The sequence below is a fragment of the Acinetobacter tianfuensis genome, assembly GCF_003611465.1.
Classification (GTDB): Bacteria; Pseudomonadota; Gammaproteobacteria; order Pseudomonadales; family Moraxellaceae; genus Acinetobacter; species Acinetobacter tianfuensis.
Genome location: NZ_RAXV01000012.1, coordinates 48,027 through 64,365, shown reverse-complemented (window position 1 = coordinate 64,365; position 16,339 = coordinate 48,027). Strand labels below are relative to the sequence as shown.

The window sequence follows — 16,339 nt, the reverse complement described above, 5'->3', positions numbered from 1 at the left end:
TTTAATCGCCAAAGCAAAAAAAAGATTAAACTTAATTTTATGACTTTATAGGTTTTTTTACCGCACGGTAAAAATTTTTAATTTTAAAAATAACGGGAAATCAGTTATTAATAGCCTGTACCAAGTTTACAAAATTCATAAATAAAACTTATTTTATATATAAATAAATTACAGTTTTTTAGAATGGATGGTCAATAAAAAAGCACATCCTAAGATGTGCTTTTCATGGTGAGCCTAAATGCTTTAACCCGTGTTGCGCAGACCAGCAGCAATACCGGCAATACTGACCATCAATGCATGATCAACAGGTGTATGTTCCGCTTGGCGTTCGGCTAAATATGCGCGGCGCCGTTTCATAAGTTCAGCTTGCAGCAGGTGCAGCGGAAGCAGATAGGGCTTGCGGACTTTCATCGATTGATCCAGCACATCATTGCTGCTCAGCAGTTTAGATTCGCCTTTTAAAGCCAGCAGTGTTTGTACTGCATCTTTTAAACGCTGGCGCAGCTCTTCTCCGAGCGCTTTTAAGTCTTCGTCTTGGGTTAAGTGTGACTCGTAATACAGCGCAACATGTCCATCCGATTTAGACAGCACCATTTCCAGCATATCAATCAAGGTTTGGAAATATGGCCACTCTTGCAGCATGTCTTCCAGTACGGCTTTTTGCCCTTGATCTAAAACTTGGTTAATTGCTGCGCCTGTGCCAAGCCAAGCTGGCAGCATTAAGCGGATTTGTGTCCATGCAAATACCCATGGAATAGCGCGCAGGGATTCAATTCCGCCGCTGACTTTGCGTTTAGCAGGGCGAGAGCCCAATGGCAGCATTTGCAGCTCCAGCTCAGGAGTGACTGTGCGCAGGTATTTTACAAAGTGCGGATTTTCACGCACGGTCTGACGGTAAACCTGTACGGACAGATCCGTCATTTTATGCATCAGCGCCCGCCATTCTTGTTTCGGCTCTGGCGGCGGCAGCAGCGTTGCTTCTAAAGTTGCCGCGGTATAAATCTCAAGATTTTGCAGCGCAATACCTTCTAAACCAAATTTAAAGCGGATCATTTCACCTTGTTCGGTGACACGGATCGCGCCTGAAATGGAGCCCGGCGGCTGTGAAAACAGCGCTTGCTGTGTCGGTGCGCCGCCGCGGCTGATTGATCCGCCGCGGCCGTGGAATAAGGTCAGCTGTACACCATGGTTTTTTGCAATTTCAGTGAGCTCTTCCTGTGCGCGGTACTGCGCCCAGTTGGCTGACATAAAGCCTGCATCTTTGGCTGAGTCTGAGTAGCCGATCATGACTTCATGCTTGCCCTGAATATGCTGTTTATACCAGTGCATGCTGAACAGTGTATTCATGGTGCTGGATGCGCCGTCTAAATCTTTCAGCGTCTCAAATAAAGGCACAACACGCAGCGCTTGTTTAATGCCGGCTTCTTTTTGCAGCAGCAGTACGGCTAAAACATCGCTTGGGTATTCAGCCATAGAAATAATATAAGCGCCTAAGCTTTCTGACGGCTGCTGCGCCAATGTGCGCATTGTAGCGAAGACTTCCTGCACATCTGGATGCTCAATCAGACTTTGTTTCGGTTCATTTAAATACTTTGGCAGCAGCGGACGCTTGCTTTGCAATTCTTGCAATAAGAAGTTTTGACGCGCCTGTTCGGTCCACGTTTCAAAATTGCCTAAGCCCAAATATTCAGTAATGGCAGAAATGGCTTGGCGGTGACGTCCAGATTCTTGGCGGATATCCAGCTTGAGCAATTCAATGCCAAAACAGTTGACCCGGTGAATAAAATCAAGCAGTTTGCCATTGGCAATTTCAGGCAGGTTGCATTCAATCAGTGAGCGGTAGCACAGCAGCAGCGGCTGCAGCAGTTCATCTTTGCTCTTAATCACATGACTGTCATCGGCATCGGCGCCGCGCAATTTTTCTGACAGCCAGTAACGGGTTGCTTTCAGGCGCTGGCGTGTATCACGCAAGTATTCACGGTATGGCTCAGGGTGATTCTGTCCGAGCGCTGCCTGCAGCTCTGGGCTGCATTGTTCTATAGACAGTTCCCAGCGTAAGTCTTCAATATCCCGAACATATAAGTCAGCTGCTTTCCAGCGGGACAGCCAAAGCACCTCTTGCGTTATGCTGTGTGTCACATTCGGGTTGCCGTCACGGTCACCGCCCATCCACGAGGCAAAACGTACGGGCGCGACATTCAGCGGCAGCGCCTGACTGCAATGGGTCTGCACCATATCATTCAATTCACGCATGAATTTAGGCACAGCATTCCATAGGGTCTGCTCAATAGTTGTAAAGCCCCATTTTGCTTCATCGACAGGGGTCGGGCGGTGCTGACGGATTTCATCGGTCTGCCATGCAGAACAGACCAGCTGCTTGAGGTCTTCCAGCACCGCTTGGCGTTCACGCGGGGTCAGTTTCTGCTGGTCAAATTGAGACAGGCAGTCATTGATGCCGTCATATTTTTGAATCAGGGTGCGGCGGCTGACTTCGGTCGGATGTGCCGTCAGCACAAGTTCAATTTTCAGTTCGCAAATTTGCTGATAAAGCCGCTCAGATGAAATTTCGCGGTCTTTGAATTTTTGAAATAAGTGATCCAGCGGATTTGGCGATGGCACGTGTTCATCAAATTCACTTTGTCTGCGGCTGCGCACCACATGGTACTGCTCTGCAATATTGGCAAAGTTTAAAAAATGGGTAAAGGCGCGGGTCAGCGGCAGGATCTCATGATCTTCTAAGCTGAGAAACAGTTTTTCCAGTTCTTTTTCTGCTTCTGCCTGTCCATCGCGGGCGCCTTTGGCCAATGCGCGAATCTGTTCGACCTGATTAAACAAATCTTGTCCGGCATGCTGCTTGAGGGTTTCACCTAACAGGTTGCCCAGCAAGCGTACATCTTCACGTAATGGAGCATCAATTTGTTGAATCATTTTTTAGTTTTCTCCGCAGGTCCTTATTTTGACTATAGCCCGAATCTGACAGGGTGCAAGTGTATTACAGACAAAAGTCGGATTCAGGCTGCCTAAAAAATAGCAAGGCTTATGCCAGTGCGCAGATCAATAAGCTGCATTTTCAGGTTTTACTGCCATAGCGGTACATAAATAAATCAATGCTGTCTTCAATAATAGCCAAACGTTCACTTTGATCAGGCACGCAGCGCAGCCCCATCAGCACCTCATGATGACGCAATCCCATCAATAAGGACACAATCAGCAGGGTGGGATTGCGCGGCTGGTCACGGCGAATGAACTGTAAAGACATGGCCTGCTCAAAGAAATTTTCCCAGAGCGCATGCAGTTTGCCATGTGACGCATTGTAAAACTGCAGCGTCAGCGGGCTATGCTGAGAGGCCAGTTTAATCAGCAAAGCGTCGAGTTTCATTGCTTCAGGCAAATTGGCTAAATCTAAAGATAAGCGGCAAGTGTGCTGCAGCGCCTGTTTAAAGTTGCTGTCTGGTGTTAAGCAGATCGGGCTGGCATTAATTAAATGATCACAAGTGTCTTCAATAGCCGCGGTAAACAGTGTCGCTTTATCCTGAAAATGGTTGTATACGGTCAGTTTTGTGACATCAGCTTTTTGGGCAATCGAATTCATGGTGCTGCCTTCATAGCCGCATTCTAAAAATAAGCTTTTGGCAGCCTCCAAAATACGTTTTCGTTTTTCTAAATCTTTTGGTCGGCCGGCTTTCATTTGCTAAAAAAAATCCAAATATGTCACTGAGGTCATTGATTTATACTGAATCAAATAATTAATGTACCCAGTAGTCTATTAATTAAAAAATAATCAGCTTGAGACTGGCATTTTGCCTTAAAAAACTGGTTTAGATAAGAGCGAAATTCATGAGCACGATAAATACCTCCGTACTGGGCATGGTCATCGCCTGCAGTGTTGTTTTATGGGGCTGCAGCAAAGATAAAGCGCCTGCAGAACAAGAAGTTCCAATTGTCATGGTGACGCAGCCGGGCGCTGCTCATCTAGATCAGAAAAGCTATGCCGGTGAAGTGCAGGCTCGGCAGCAGACCGCATTGGCATTTCGGGTTGCTGGGCAAGTGACTGAACGCTTTGCTGAAGTGGGTGACCGTGTGCGGGCAGGGCAGGTATTGGCGCGCTTAGATGTGCAGGATGCTGAACTGCAAAAAAATGCAGCCCGTGCTCAGCTGGACAGCGCGCAGTCGGCAGCCAAAATTGCTTCAGATGAATTAAAGCGTTTTCAGCAATTGCTGCCAATCAATGCTGTCAGCCGTTCACAGTACGATGCGGTGGAAAATCAATATAAAGCTGCGATGTCGAGTTTAAAGCAAGCGCAGTCCAATTATGAAACCAGTATTAACCAGACCCAATATAACCAGCTGACGGCTGCAAAAAATGGCGTGATTACAGAGCGCAATATTGAAGCAGGCCAGGTCATCTCCGCAGGTCAGTCCGCATACCAGCTGGCCATTGAAGGCGAGCGTGAAGTGGTGATTGGGGTGCCGGAGCAAGCCATTGCCAGCATTAAAGTGAATCAGCCTGCTCAAGTGACTTTATGGTCGAAACCTGAGGAGCAGTTTGCAGGTTACGTTCGTGAAATTTCACCAGCAGCAGATCAGTCGCGTACTTACCAAGTGAAGGTTGCGCTGCGTGAGGGCGCAGGTGTCTTTCAGCTGGGGCAAAGCGCACGGGTATTTTTACACAGTGCCAACAGCAATAAGCTGAATGTGCCTTTATCCAGCGTGTCTGCGCAAGGCCAGCAAGCCTATGTGCTGACAGTGAAAGCCGATGCTGCGGTGCATAAAACCCCAGTCGTTTTGGGAGAGTATGGCCGTGACAGCGTACCCGTGCTCAGCGGTTTAAAGGCTTCAGACTATGTGGTGGTTGCGGGTGTGCATTTGCTGCGGGATGGGCAAAAAATTCGTCCGATTGACCGTGAAAACCGTCCAGTGAAAATTCCTGCTGGAGGCTGAAGATGAACTTTAACCTCTCAGAATGGGCACTGAAAAATAAAGGCTTAGTCCTGTATTTTATGCTGCTGCTCGGCATTGTCGGCATTTTTTCCTATTCAAAACTTGCGCAAAGCGAAGATCCGCCATTTACCTTTAAAGTGATGGTGATACAGACCTATTGGCCGGGCGCAACAGCAAAAGAAGTCTCGCTTCAGGTCACGGACCGGATTGAAAAAGAGCTGATGACCACGGGCAGTTATGAGCGCATCATGGCATATTCACGTCCGGGTGAATCCTTGGTGACCTTTATTGCGAAGGACTCTTTGCGTTCCAAGGATATTCCAGACGTCTGGTATAGCGTGCGCAAAAAAGTCAATGACATCCGCCATCAGCTGCCAAGCGGTGTGCAGGGCCCATTTTTCAATGACGAATTCGGCGATACCTTCGGCAATATTTATGTACTGAGCGGCAAAGATTTTGACTATGCCGTGATGAAAGAATATGCCGACCGTTTGCAGCTGCAGTTACAGCGGGTGAAAGATGTCAGTAAAGTCGATTTAATCGGCTTGCAGGACCAAAAAATTTGGATAGAAATGTCCAATACCAAAGCGGCTCAGCTGGGTGTTCCAGTATCTGCAATTCAGCAGGCGCTGCAGCAGCAGAATACGGTTGCCAGTGCAGGTTTTTTTGAAACCGGTTCAGACCGCATTCAAGTCCGCGCCAGCGGCAATTTACAGACCGTTGAGGAACTGCAGCAGATGCCGCTGCTGGTCAACGGCAAGACTATTCAGCTGGGGGATGTTGCCGATATTTACCGCGGTTTCAGTGATCCTGCGCAGCCGCGTATGCGTTTTATGGGCGAAAATGGCATTGGCTTAGCTGTGTCTATGCATAAAGGCGGCGACATTTTAGCGCTGGGAAAAAACTTAGAAACTGAATTTGCCAAATTGCAAAAATCGCTGCCTTTGGGCATGCAGCTGCAAAAAGTCTCAGACCAGCCAGTGGCGGTTAAACGCAGTGTCAATGAGTTTATGAAAGTACTGGCAGAAGCGGTCATTATTGTACTGCTGGTCAGTTTCTTCTCACTGGGTTTCCGTACAGGCTTAGTCGTTGCATTTTCTATACCGCTGGTGCTGGCAATGACCTTTGCCGGCATGAATATGCTGGATGTCGGGCTGCATAAAATTTCATTGGGCGCGTTGATCTTGGCGCTGGGCTTGCTGGTGGATGACGCCATTATTGCGGTTGAAATGATGGCTATTAAGATGGAGCAGGGCTTCAGCCGGCTGCAGGCTGCAGGGCATGCATGGCGAACCACAGCATTCCCAATGCTGACTGGTACTTTAATTACCGCAGCTGGCTTTTTGCCGATTGCTACAGCGGCTTCAAGTACTGGTGAGTATACCCGCTCAATTTTCCAAGTGGTGACCATCGCGCTGATTGTATCGTGGTTTGCAGCCGTGCTGTTTGTGCCGTATTTGGGCGATAAGCTGCTGCCGGATTTCAACAAAGATTCTGTGCATAAAGCGCCCTGGTATGCGCGCTTATGGGCACGTATTCGTAAACAGCCCGCGCCTGCGCCTGTGGTGCATCATGCAGGTGAGCATCATGACCCTTATCAAACTAAGTTCTACTTGAGTTTTAAAAAGTGGGTCGATACCTGTGTGACCTACCGCAAGACGGTGATTGCCGCTACAGCAGCGATATTTGTCATGTCTGTGATGATGTTTAAGCTGGTGCCGCAGCAGTTTTTCCCGCCGTCTAACCGTGCAGAAATTATGGTCGATATTAAGCTGGAAGAGGGTGCATCTTTAAAGGCAACTGAGGCTGCGGTACGTAAAGTCGAAAACTTTCTGTCGAAGCAAGAAGGGATAGATAACTTTGTCGCTTATGTCGGAACGGGTTCGCCGCGTTTCTACTTGCCGCTGGATCAGCAGCTGCCGCAAACCAGTTTTGCGCAGTTTGTTGTGCTGGCATCGTCTTTGGATGACCGCGATGAAATCCGCCGTAATTTAAGTGAACAGATCCGTTTATTGCTTCCTGAAGCGCGTACCCGTGTCGCCTTACTGGAAAATGGCCCGCCTGTCGGTTATCCGCTGCAGTTCCGTGTTTCTGGTGAAGATTTAGGCTTAGTACGGGAGTGGGCGCAAAAAGTCGCGGCTGAAGTGAGTGAGAATCCACATTCAACCAATGTGCATTTGGATTCTGGCGAGCCGAGCAAGGTCATTAAACTCGAGATTGATCAAGACCGTGCGCGTCAAATGGGCGTGAGCAGTTTAGATGTATCCAACTTCCTCAGCAGCGCGATCAGCGGCGCTTCGGTCAACCAGTTCCGTGAAAAGCGTGAGCTGATTGAAATCCGTATGCGCGGCGATGAAGCCGATCGTGTGGATGTGGGCTCACTCAGTAGTTTGGCCGTTCCTACAGCTGCAGGCGGTACTGTTCCGCTGGCTCAAATTGCCAAAATTGAATATGGCTTTGAAGATGGCTTAATTTGGCACCGCAACCGTTTGCCGACTATTACGGTGCGTGCGGATATTCGCACGAATTTACAGCCGGCAACTGTGGTGAATGAGCTGAAAGCGCCATTGGCTGAACTGCGTGAGCAGCTGCCGATTGGTTATTTGCTGGAAGTTGGCGGTACGGTGGAAGAATCTGCCCGCGGCCAGTCTTCGGTGAATGCAGGCATGCCAATGTTCCTTGCGGTGGTGCTGACACTGCTGATGATTCAGCTGAAAAGCATTTCTCGTACCTTAATTGTATTTTTAACTGCGCCTTTAGGGATTATTGGTGTGGTGCTGTTCCTGCTGCTGTTTAATAAGCCTTTTGGTTTTGTCGCAATGCTGGGCACGATTGCGCTGTCTGGCATGATTATGCGCAATTCCCTCATTTTAATTGATCAAATTGAGCAGGATATACAGGCAGGATACGATCCATGGACCGCGATTATTGAAGCCACAGTACGCCGCTGCCGTCCAATTGTGCTGACAGCGCTGGCTGCTGTGTTGGCGATGATTCCGCTGTCACGCAGTATTTTCTTCGGGCCGATGGCGGTCGCGATTATGGGCGGATTAATTGTGGCGACGCTATTAACGCTGTTTTTCTTGCCGGCGCTGTATGCACAGTGGTTTAAGGTGAAAAAAAGTCTATAGAAAATGTAAAAGTGGGTGCGAATTGCTGAATTTTTCAATATAGTAGCACCTACATCTTTGCTGCAAATTTTAATAAGTCAAACGCTGTTCAGGTAAAGGTTCACAGGGCAGTGTACGGGGTTCAATCAGACATGACGACAGATAAACTGATCAAGTATCGGCGCTACGTTGCGATTTCTTATGTCTTCATGTTTATTGCCTTGTTTACGGTCGTGAGCGGCCTGATCGCCTATTTGCTGGCGCGTAAAGTGATACAGGCAGACTCTGCTGAAGTATGGCTTCAGGCGCAGGCATTTTGGGTCATGCGCAGCATTGTTATTTTTACTATTTTGGCGCTCTTCGCTGCGCTTTGGTTTACGCCTCTATTTTTCTTTCATTGGGAAAGCGCGCTTTGGGTCACAGGCTGCAGCGTTGCAGGTGTGGTTTTTTCAGCTGTCGCATTTTTATATTTACTCAATGCATGGATCAAAGGCCTATCCAAGTTCTTTAAAAATAAAGCAGTTTTCTAAGCGCTTTATATTTTTTTCACAGTTTACCCTTGAAAAATGGTTTGATTCCCCAATTTCAGACCACAGACCAGTATTAAATAAATTCCGTGAGGAGCATCGCCAGACATGGCTAAACGTGATTATTATGAGGTTTTAGGCGTTTCTAAAACCGCAGGTGATGATGAGATTAAAAAAGCCTACCGTAAGTTGGCGATGAAGTATCACCCTGACCGCAACCCAGACAATCCTGAAGCAGAAGAAAAGTTTAAAGAAGCTGCTGAAGCGTATGAAGTGCTTTCAGACAGTGAAAAACGCAGCATGTATGACCGTATGGGGCATCAGGCCTTTGAAGGCGGCATGGGCGGCGGAGGCGGCGGTTTTGGCGGCTTCAGCGCAGAAGACATTTTCAGCCAGTTCGGCGACATTTTTGGCGGCGCATTCGGCGGCGGCGGCGGACGTGGCGGCCAGCAGCGCGCGCGACGCGGTTCAGACTTGCGTTATGTCATGGAGCTTACGCTTGAAGAAGCGGTAAAAGGGATTAAGAAAACCATTACTTTTACTGCGCCAGCGCCATGTGAGCCGTGCGGCGGTAAAGGTTCGCAGAACCCGAACGACGTGGAAACCTGTAAAACCTGTCATGGCGCAGGCCAAGTCCGCATGCAGCAAGGTTTCTTCTCTGTACAGCAAACCTGCAGCACTTGCCGCGGTCAAGGTAAAATTATTAAGAATCCATGTAAATCATGCCATGGTTCTGGCGTGGCAGACCGTCAGCAAACGCTTGAGGTTACCATTCCTGCAGGCGTGGACAATGGCGACCGCGTACGCTTGAGCGGCAAAGGCGAAGCGATTCGTGACGGCCAATCTGGTGATTTGTACGTAGAAGTTGTCGTGCGTGAACATGAAGTGTTCCAGCGTGACGGCGCAGATCTGTATATGGATGTGCCGGTCAGCATTGCCGATGCAGCTTTAGGTAAAGAAATTGAAATTCCGACTCTGGATGGACGTGTCAGCCTAAAAGTGCCGGAAGGTACGCAAACAGGTAAAATGTTCCGTTTACGCGGCAAAGGTGTAAAACCTGTGCGCACCAGCATGCAGGGTGATTTACTTTGCCGTATTGTGGTAGAAACACCTGTGAACTTGACTTCACGCCAGCGTGAGCTGCTCAAAGAGCTGCAAGCGACGATGGAAGGTGAGGAAGGTTCTAAATCTTCTCCAAAGAAAAAATCATTCTTTGACCGTTTATTTGACTAAGCGTCAGTGCATAAAAAAAGCGCCTTCTGGCGCTTTTTTTATGCGTGAACAGAGTGATCAGCTGGCTGGTTTTTGCAGCAGGCTGTCATATTCAAGATCCATTTTTTGAATAATTTTCAGCAGTTTCAGCTGATGTCTAGCTTCTGCTTCATAGCCGTTATTGGCCAGCATTTTTGCATATTTAATAATATGGTAGCGGGTCGGATAGCTGCGCGCCATTTGACCAGCCAGCTCAATCTGCTCTGGCGTAGCAGGGTGAGTCGGATTCATCATGATAAAATTAATGCGCTGATCCAATTCAGTCAGGACATAAATACGGTCAAAGTTGGTGATTTTTTCAGGCGTATTTTCATACTTATAAACATTGCCCAATTTAGGCACAACCGTGTCGTAATCGCGGTATACCAATGCCAGCATGAAGACTGCAAAAGCCAAGATCAGCGTGTTGCTGAGCGCAGGCAATGCCAGCACTTTGGTTTTGATATTCTGCGCTTGCAGTGTGCCTAAAATGAAGCCAACGGGCAGAAGGAAGAAGGCATAATTCTGCGGAAATTCGAGCAGGGCATGTACGGCAAATGCGCCAAGCATGAGCATGCCAATCACAGACTCAGCTGAGTTGACCTGACGGTGCAGCTGGATCAGCCAGTAATTGAGGTAGGCAAAAAAAGGAACAGCAACGGCAGCGCCGTTCCACAGCAGGAAATCCAGCATAAAGTTATGTGCGCTGCGGATCCAAACAGGGCCTTGATGAAATTCTGAAACGCTGACAAAAGCAGTGCTGCTTTGATACCAGCCATAGCCGAACCACGGCTGTGCCGCCACGGCATGCAGCATTTGCTGCCAAATGGCTAAGCGTGACATATCGCCGCCAGCGCGCTGCGCCAAGTCGCGGCTTTTCAGCACTTCCATGCTGGAGCTTTCTGCCAGCATTTGCGTGAAATGCGGCATCAGCATAATCATGCCGGCAAATAAACTGAACCAAGCGAGGCTGTAAAACCAGCGCAAACGCACTTGATGACGGAACTGCTGATAAGCGAGATAAAGCAAGATGCTGATACTGGCAACCCAAGAGGTGCGTGACTGGCTCAGCACCACGCCAATTAAAATCGGCAGCGCGCACAGCACCAGCCATTTTGTCGCCAGCGCTTTTTTCTCATATAAATACAGCGTTGCCATCAGCGCCATCAGCAAAAACGTCGCCATCAAATTTGGCTGAGCAAAGTTGGCAAACGGGCGCGTTGACCCGCTGATATTCATCATGATGGCATTCAGCGGCTCATCGAAATTCAGCGCTTGGCAAATGGCAATTAAGCCTGTAGCAACACCAGAAATTAAAAAGGTATAACTGAGTGCGCTAAACACCGCAGTTCTGCGCTGTTCGCCTTGTGACAGGCTAAAGCCCAGTACGAGCGCTAGGCAAAATCCGCCTACATATAAAAAGCCCAGCAGAGCAATGCTGAAGTAATACACATGCCCAAAGGTAAAATGCAGCAAAGGCAGCACTGAAAGGGCGAAAAAAGGCAGGGCGATTTTCGGCACCAGCAGCTTTTCTTTTAAGCTGGCAGCCATAAGCAGAACCAATGCGATAAAGGCATACAGTTCACCAGTGTAGGTGACCCATGGGCGGTAATGCACTGGCATGAGCCATGATAAGAACAGGCAGATTGCAGCACCGATAAACAAAATGTTTTTCATGCTCGATTCAGTATAAATAAAACCCGCCTATGATACATCGAAATACGGGCAAAAATCAGGTGCGGCCATGCGGATTAAGGTGGCGATGTGATCCAGCGGAAGCTGTAAATCAGCAGTAAAATTTCGGGGGATTTTTTTGCATTAAACTTAGCCAAACGCAGGAGTTTTGCTATAGTAAGGGCAATTTTGAAACAGCATGAGAAACGCATTATGTCAGCAAACCCACGCATTGGTATTTTAGGCGCTGGCGGCCGTATGGGACGCATTTTAATTCAAGCGGTTGATCAGGCAGGGTTTAAGCTTGCTGCTGCGGTAGAACGTCCAGAAAGTACATTGCTGGGTGCAGATGCAGGCGAACTTGCTGGTATTGGCGGCAATGGCGTGAAAGTTGTCGGAAGTCTGGAAGCCGTGACTCAAGACTGTGATGTGGTCATTGACTTCACTGCGCCAGCAGCGACCGTAAATCATTTAAAAATTTGCCGTGAACATGGTGTAGCGATTGTCATTGGCACAACGGGCATGAATGATGAGCAAAAAGCATTTTTAGATGAATCTGCTGCTCAAACGCCTGTGGTTTATGCGGCCAACTATTCTGTAGGCGTGAATGTTTCAATCAAACTGCTTGAACTGGCTTCAAAAGTATTTGGCGATACGGTTGATATCGAAGTGATTGAAGCGCATCATCGCCATAAAGTTGATGCGCCGTCCGGTACTGCGCTGATGTGGGGTGAAGCGATTGCAGGCACGCTTGGCCGCGATTTGAAAGAAGATGCTGTTTATTGCCGTGAAGGTCATACTGGCCCGCGTGAACGTAAAAGCATTGGTTTCCAAACCATCCGCGGCGGTGACATTGTCGGTGAACATACAGCAATGTTTATTGCGGACGGTGAGCGTGTTGAAATTACGCATAAAGCGACTAACCGCATGAACTTCGCATCTGGCGCGGTGCGTGCTGCAGCTTGGGTTGTCGGCCGTGATGCGCGTAAATACGATATGAAAGACGTGCTTGGATTTAACGATATTCAAGTATAAATCGTTTTAAAATTCCGTTATAAAATAAACAAAATTAAAAAAAGACGATAAATTGGAATGAAGAAATTGATTTTGACGGCTTGCGCTGCGCTGTTTTGCAGCGCAGTGCAGGCCTCGCCGGCAGCCGATGCCAAGCTGAGTATTAATAAAAACAACATTAAGGTCTGGACTTATCAGGACAGCGAAAATCCGATCATGATGTATAAGGCGGAAACCACGCTTAATGTGCCAATTGAACAGGCAGTGTCGCTGATTTTAGATGTCGATCATGCTGTGAAATGGGTGCCGTTTTTAGGCAGCATGAAAGTGCTGTCACGTGACCCTAAAAAAGGTGAATTTCAGCTGTACATGGTTTTAGATTTTCCTTTCCCTTTAAAAGACCGCGATTTAGTGGTGCAAGGAAAGATGAGCAAAGATGCTCAAGGTATTATCAGCATTCAAAATAAAGCGCTTAAAAAAGGTTATCCGCTAAATAAAGAGTATGTCCGCTTGACCAATTATGAAGGTGATTGGTCCTTTCAAAAACTTGGCCCGCAGAAAGTCAAAGTCTCAACTTATGGCTATGCCAACCCTGAGGGCTCTATTCCGCTTTCGGCAGCGAACATGTTTGTGCAGCAGCAGCCTTATCAAATGCTGCGAAAAATGAAAGCTGAGCTGTCGAAACCTAAAGCCGCGGCGGCGCTTCCTGATATTTTAAAATAAAAGCGTCTGAGCCACGATGAGCCGCTTTAGTCTGCTGAAAGATGATATGCGGTCAGCTGCTGCATCTGCTGCGTTTCAGGCAGCTCAACGCTGAGTAAGGGATACTCTGGCCCTTGTGCCTGCCGCAGTTTGATTTGGAATTTCCGCGCTGTCATTTGCTCACAGGCAAAACGCAGTTTAGTCTGCTGCGGCATGACATTGATGCCTGTATCTGATCTGGCCTTGTATATATACAGCTTCTGACTGAATCCGCTGGCAGTAACTGGCTGGATTTGTTCCAGTTCATATTGCGTCAGTTTCTGTGCGCTCAAAAATCCGTGAATTAAAGATTTGCAGACAAAATTTTGCTGATTATTGGCCTGCGTCTGCTGTTCGGGCTGGCAGGCTGTGAGCGCTAATGCGCCAATAACGGCTAGAATGGCTTTAAGCGGATTACTGTTTTTCATATCTATTTTCCCCCCTTTTTTTGGTATGACACTTAAAAATCTGATGCAGTCAGCATAAATCTGTTAACTTAATGGATACAGATACAAGAAATATTAAAAAAAGGGTACAGATGGCATTTCAATATCAACAGCTTGCGCAGCAGCTGGCACAGAAAATTTACAGCGGTGAATTAGCTGCAGGGCAGCGTCTGTATGCGCTGCGTCAATTTTCACAGCAGCATCAGATCAGCTTAAACACGGCGAAACGCTGTTATGAATTGCTGGAAGCGCAGGGTTTAATTTATGCACGTGATAAAGCAGGATTTTATGTGCAGCAGCCTTTAGGCGCTCAAAATGCTATTGCCCTGCCTTTACACCCAGATTTCCAGCCCAATGTGCGGGAGGTATCGCATTTGGAGCTGCAGATTCAAATTCAGCAGGCCGCGATTGACAGTAAATTGATTCATCTCGGTTCGATTCAGCTTTCTCCAAATTTAGTGCCTGTTGATGCGCTGCGCCGTTCGATTCAGCGGGCGCTGAAGCACAGCAAGCCTGAAGACTTTTTGTATAGTGACCGGCAAGGCCATATCACGCTGCGCGAAGCGCTGTCGAACCATTGGGCAGAAGATGGCTTTTATATCGCGCCTGATCAAATTTATATCAGCAACGGCTGTATGCCAGCCCTGTCTATGGTGATTCAAAGCATCACGCAGGCAGGGGACAGTATCATTGTGCCCACGCCAAACTATAATGGTCAGCTGCAGCTGCTGGCGCTGCTTAAACGAAAAATTGTCGAGATTCCAGCAGATACGTCAGGTTTTGATTTACAGCGTCTCGAGCAGGCAATGCGAGATTCGGGCGCGAAAGCATGTTTGCTGACAGCTAATTTTCAAAATCCTTTAGGCTTTTGTCTGAGCAATGAGGAAAAAGAGCAAATTGTGCGCCTTGCGGAAAAATATCAATGCTTGATTATTGAGGATGATATTTATGCTGAATGCGGTTTTCAGGCACAGCGCCCGCTGCCCATGCAATATTGGGATCGGCAGGGTTATGTGATTTATTGCGGCTCAGTATCTAAGGTTCTGTCTCCTTCTTATCGGGTAGGCTGGTTTTGTTTGCCGCAGCGTCTGCAGCATTTGCATGCCTTGGTGCTGACCCAGCATGTTGCTGTGAATACACCCTTACAGCTGGGATTGGCAGACTTAATTTACAGCAGGGCGTACCGTCAGCATTTACAGCCGCTGCGCCGAAAACTGCAGCAGCAGGTGGAGCAGTACCGTCAGTTTATCGCTGAATGTTTTGAGGGGGTTGAAATAGGCTTGAATCATCCGCAGGGCAGCTATGCTTTGTGGCTGCAGCTGCCCAAACAGATTAATAGCTGGGAAATGTATATTTACGCGCAGCAGCATGGCATCAATATTGTGCCAGGGCTTTTGTTTGGCGGGGAACAGCGCTACAACAGCTGCATCCGTCTCAATGCAGGGCATGAAATGTCCGATGACATTCGGCAAGCGATTAGGCTGCTGGCAAACTGGGTGCGCAGGCAATGTGCTGAAGCAAAGCGCGTATCATGTTTGAAAATCTGAACGCGGTTAAAAAAGCCTGCACAAAGCAGACTTTAATACTGAATCATTCAGCTGAAAAATCAGCCTTCAGTACAATGCGGTAGCGGGCTTGGCCTGAATGCAGGCGTTCAATCGCGTCATTGATTTTTGACATGGGATAGACTTCAACTTGCGGCGCAATATTTTTTCGGGCAGCAAACTTCAGCAACTGGCGCAGCGCAGCAGGAGAGCCAGTAGACGAGCCAGTAACAGATTTTGCACCGCTGATGAGTGAGCCTGCAGCAATTGGCATAGGTTCAAGCGGTAAACCCAGCATATGCAGGCTGCCATTTGGAGCGAGTGTATTTAAGTAATTTTGCCAGTTCATGCTGACATTTACTGTGCATAGCAGCAGATCGAACTTAGCGCGCTGCGCTTTCAGCGCTGCATCATCACGGCTATTCACCACATGGTCTGCACCCATAGCTTTCAGTTCTTCCGTTTTATCTGGACTGGCGGTAAAGGCGGTAATTTCACAGCCCCATGCTTTTAGCAGCTTAATGGCAATATGACCAAGGCCGCCAATCCCAATCACGCCGACATGGTGAATCGCCTGAATTTGGTGCTGCAGAATTGGATCAAAAACGGTGATGCCGCCGCACAGCAGCGGTCCTGCACTTTCGGCGTCCAGATCATCCGGCAGCGGGATGATCCATTGCCAGCCAGCACGGACTTTATCTGCAAAACCGCCTGCATGGCCCACGATTGTTGCAGTTTTACCGCCTGTGCATTGTACCTGACGGCCATCGATGCACGGGTCACAGTGCTGGCAGCTTTCTGCTGTCCAGCCGATGCCGACACGCTGTCCAACTTTCAGCCCCTTGGCTTCACTGCCTAATTGAGTGATGGTGCCGATAATTTCATGGCCTGCTATGACTGGATAGACTGATGATTTCCAGTCATTATTAATAATGGATAAGTCAGAATGACATAAGCCGCAGTATTCTACTTTGACCTCTACCTGATGCGCTTGCAATTCACCGGCATCAAATTGGTAGGGAACAAGCGCTTCACCGCTGCTCATTGCGGCATAAGCGTGAATTGTGTTGTCATTCATTATTTTATCCTCA

General features: G+C 48.1%; 12 protein-coding genes. 7 read left to right on the top strand and 5 right to left on the bottom strand.

Translation table 11 applies throughout. The features are described 5' to 3' along the window. Positions 1–243 precede the first annotated feature (243 nt). Both ppc and D7V32_RS07215 read right to left on the bottom strand, forming a co-directional pair. Positions 244–2,928, bottom strand: coding sequence for a phosphoenolpyruvate carboxylase (gene ppc, locus D7V32_RS07220; RefSeq protein WP_120402214.1), 2,685 nt, complete (start codon positions 2,926–2,928; stop codon positions 244–246). A 142-nt stretch (positions 2,929–3,070) separates the two neighbouring features. Then, on the bottom strand, positions 3,071–3,688 hold the full coding sequence (locus tag D7V32_RS07215) for a TetR/AcrR family transcriptional regulator (protein ID WP_120402213.1): 618 nt from the start codon (positions 3,686–3,688) through the stop codon (positions 3,071–3,073). Between the two features lie 149 nt (positions 3,689–3,837). Here D7V32_RS07215 and D7V32_RS07210 point away from each other — a divergent pair, with 149 nt between their 5' ends. From D7V32_RS07210 to dnaJ, 4 genes are all read left to right on the top strand, one after another. Continuing rightward, positions 3,838–4,941 (top strand): efflux RND transporter periplasmic adaptor subunit, encoded by a 1,104-nt coding sequence (locus D7V32_RS07210; protein WP_120402212.1) that lies wholly within the window; start codon positions 3,838–3,840, stop codon positions 4,939–4,941. A gap of 2 nt (positions 4,942–4,943) precedes the next feature. Further along, complete coding sequence (locus D7V32_RS07205) at positions 4,944–8,072, top strand: efflux RND transporter permease subunit (protein WP_120402211.1); 3,129 nt, start codon at positions 4,944–4,946, stop codon at positions 8,070–8,072. Between the two features lie 131 nt (positions 8,073–8,203). Continuing rightward, on the top strand, positions 8,204–8,581 hold the full coding sequence (locus D7V32_RS07200) for a hypothetical protein (protein ID WP_120402210.1): 378 nt from the start codon (positions 8,204–8,206) through the stop codon (positions 8,579–8,581). A gap of 105 nt (positions 8,582–8,686) precedes the next feature. Further along, a complete protein-coding gene (gene dnaJ / locus D7V32_RS07195) occupies positions 8,687–9,811 on the top strand; it encodes a molecular chaperone DnaJ (protein WP_120402209.1) in 1,125 nt (374 codons plus the stop codon). 57 nt (positions 9,812–9,868) lie between these two features. Here dnaJ and D7V32_RS07190 read toward each other — a convergent pair whose 3' ends face one another. Beyond that, entirely contained in the window at positions 9,869–11,506 is a 1,638-nt protein-coding gene (locus D7V32_RS07190) for a PglL family O-oligosaccharyltransferase (protein WP_120402208.1), read from the bottom strand. Positions 11,507–11,716: 210 nt separating this feature from the next. On the opposite strand from D7V32_RS07190, the gene dapB reads away from it, so the two are divergent. Beyond that, on the top strand, positions 11,717–12,538 hold the full coding sequence (gene dapB / locus D7V32_RS07185) for a 4-hydroxy-tetrahydrodipicolinate reductase (protein ID WP_120402207.1): 822 nt from the start codon (positions 11,717–11,719) through the stop codon (positions 12,536–12,538). Positions 12,539–12,595: 57 nt separating this feature from the next. Continuing rightward, positions 12,596–13,240: an START domain-containing protein gene (locus D7V32_RS07180; protein ID WP_120402206.1), complete on the top strand. Its 645-nt coding sequence runs from the start codon at positions 12,596–12,598 to the stop codon at positions 13,238–13,240. A gap of 26 nt (positions 13,241–13,266) precedes the next feature. Here the strand turns inward: D7V32_RS07180 and D7V32_RS07175 are convergent, their stop codons facing one another. After that, positions 13,267–13,686: a hypothetical protein gene (locus tag D7V32_RS07175; RefSeq protein ID WP_120402205.1), complete on the bottom strand. Its 420-nt coding sequence runs from the start codon at positions 13,684–13,686 to the stop codon at positions 13,267–13,269. A gap of 110 nt (positions 13,687–13,796) precedes the next feature. On the opposite strand from D7V32_RS07175, the gene D7V32_RS07170 reads away from it, so the two are divergent. Next, positions 13,797–15,251, top strand: a complete 1,455-nt coding sequence (locus tag D7V32_RS07170) for an aminotransferase-like domain-containing protein (RefSeq protein ID WP_120402204.1) — start codon at positions 13,797–13,799, stop codon at positions 15,249–15,251. Between the two features lie 43 nt (positions 15,252–15,294). Here D7V32_RS07170 and ahr read toward each other — a convergent pair whose 3' ends face one another. Further along, complete coding sequence (ahr, locus tag D7V32_RS07165) at positions 15,295–16,326, bottom strand: NADPH-dependent aldehyde reductase Ahr (protein WP_120402203.1); 1,032 nt, start codon at positions 16,324–16,326, stop codon at positions 15,295–15,297. Between the last annotated feature and the right edge of the window lie 13 nt (positions 16,327–16,339).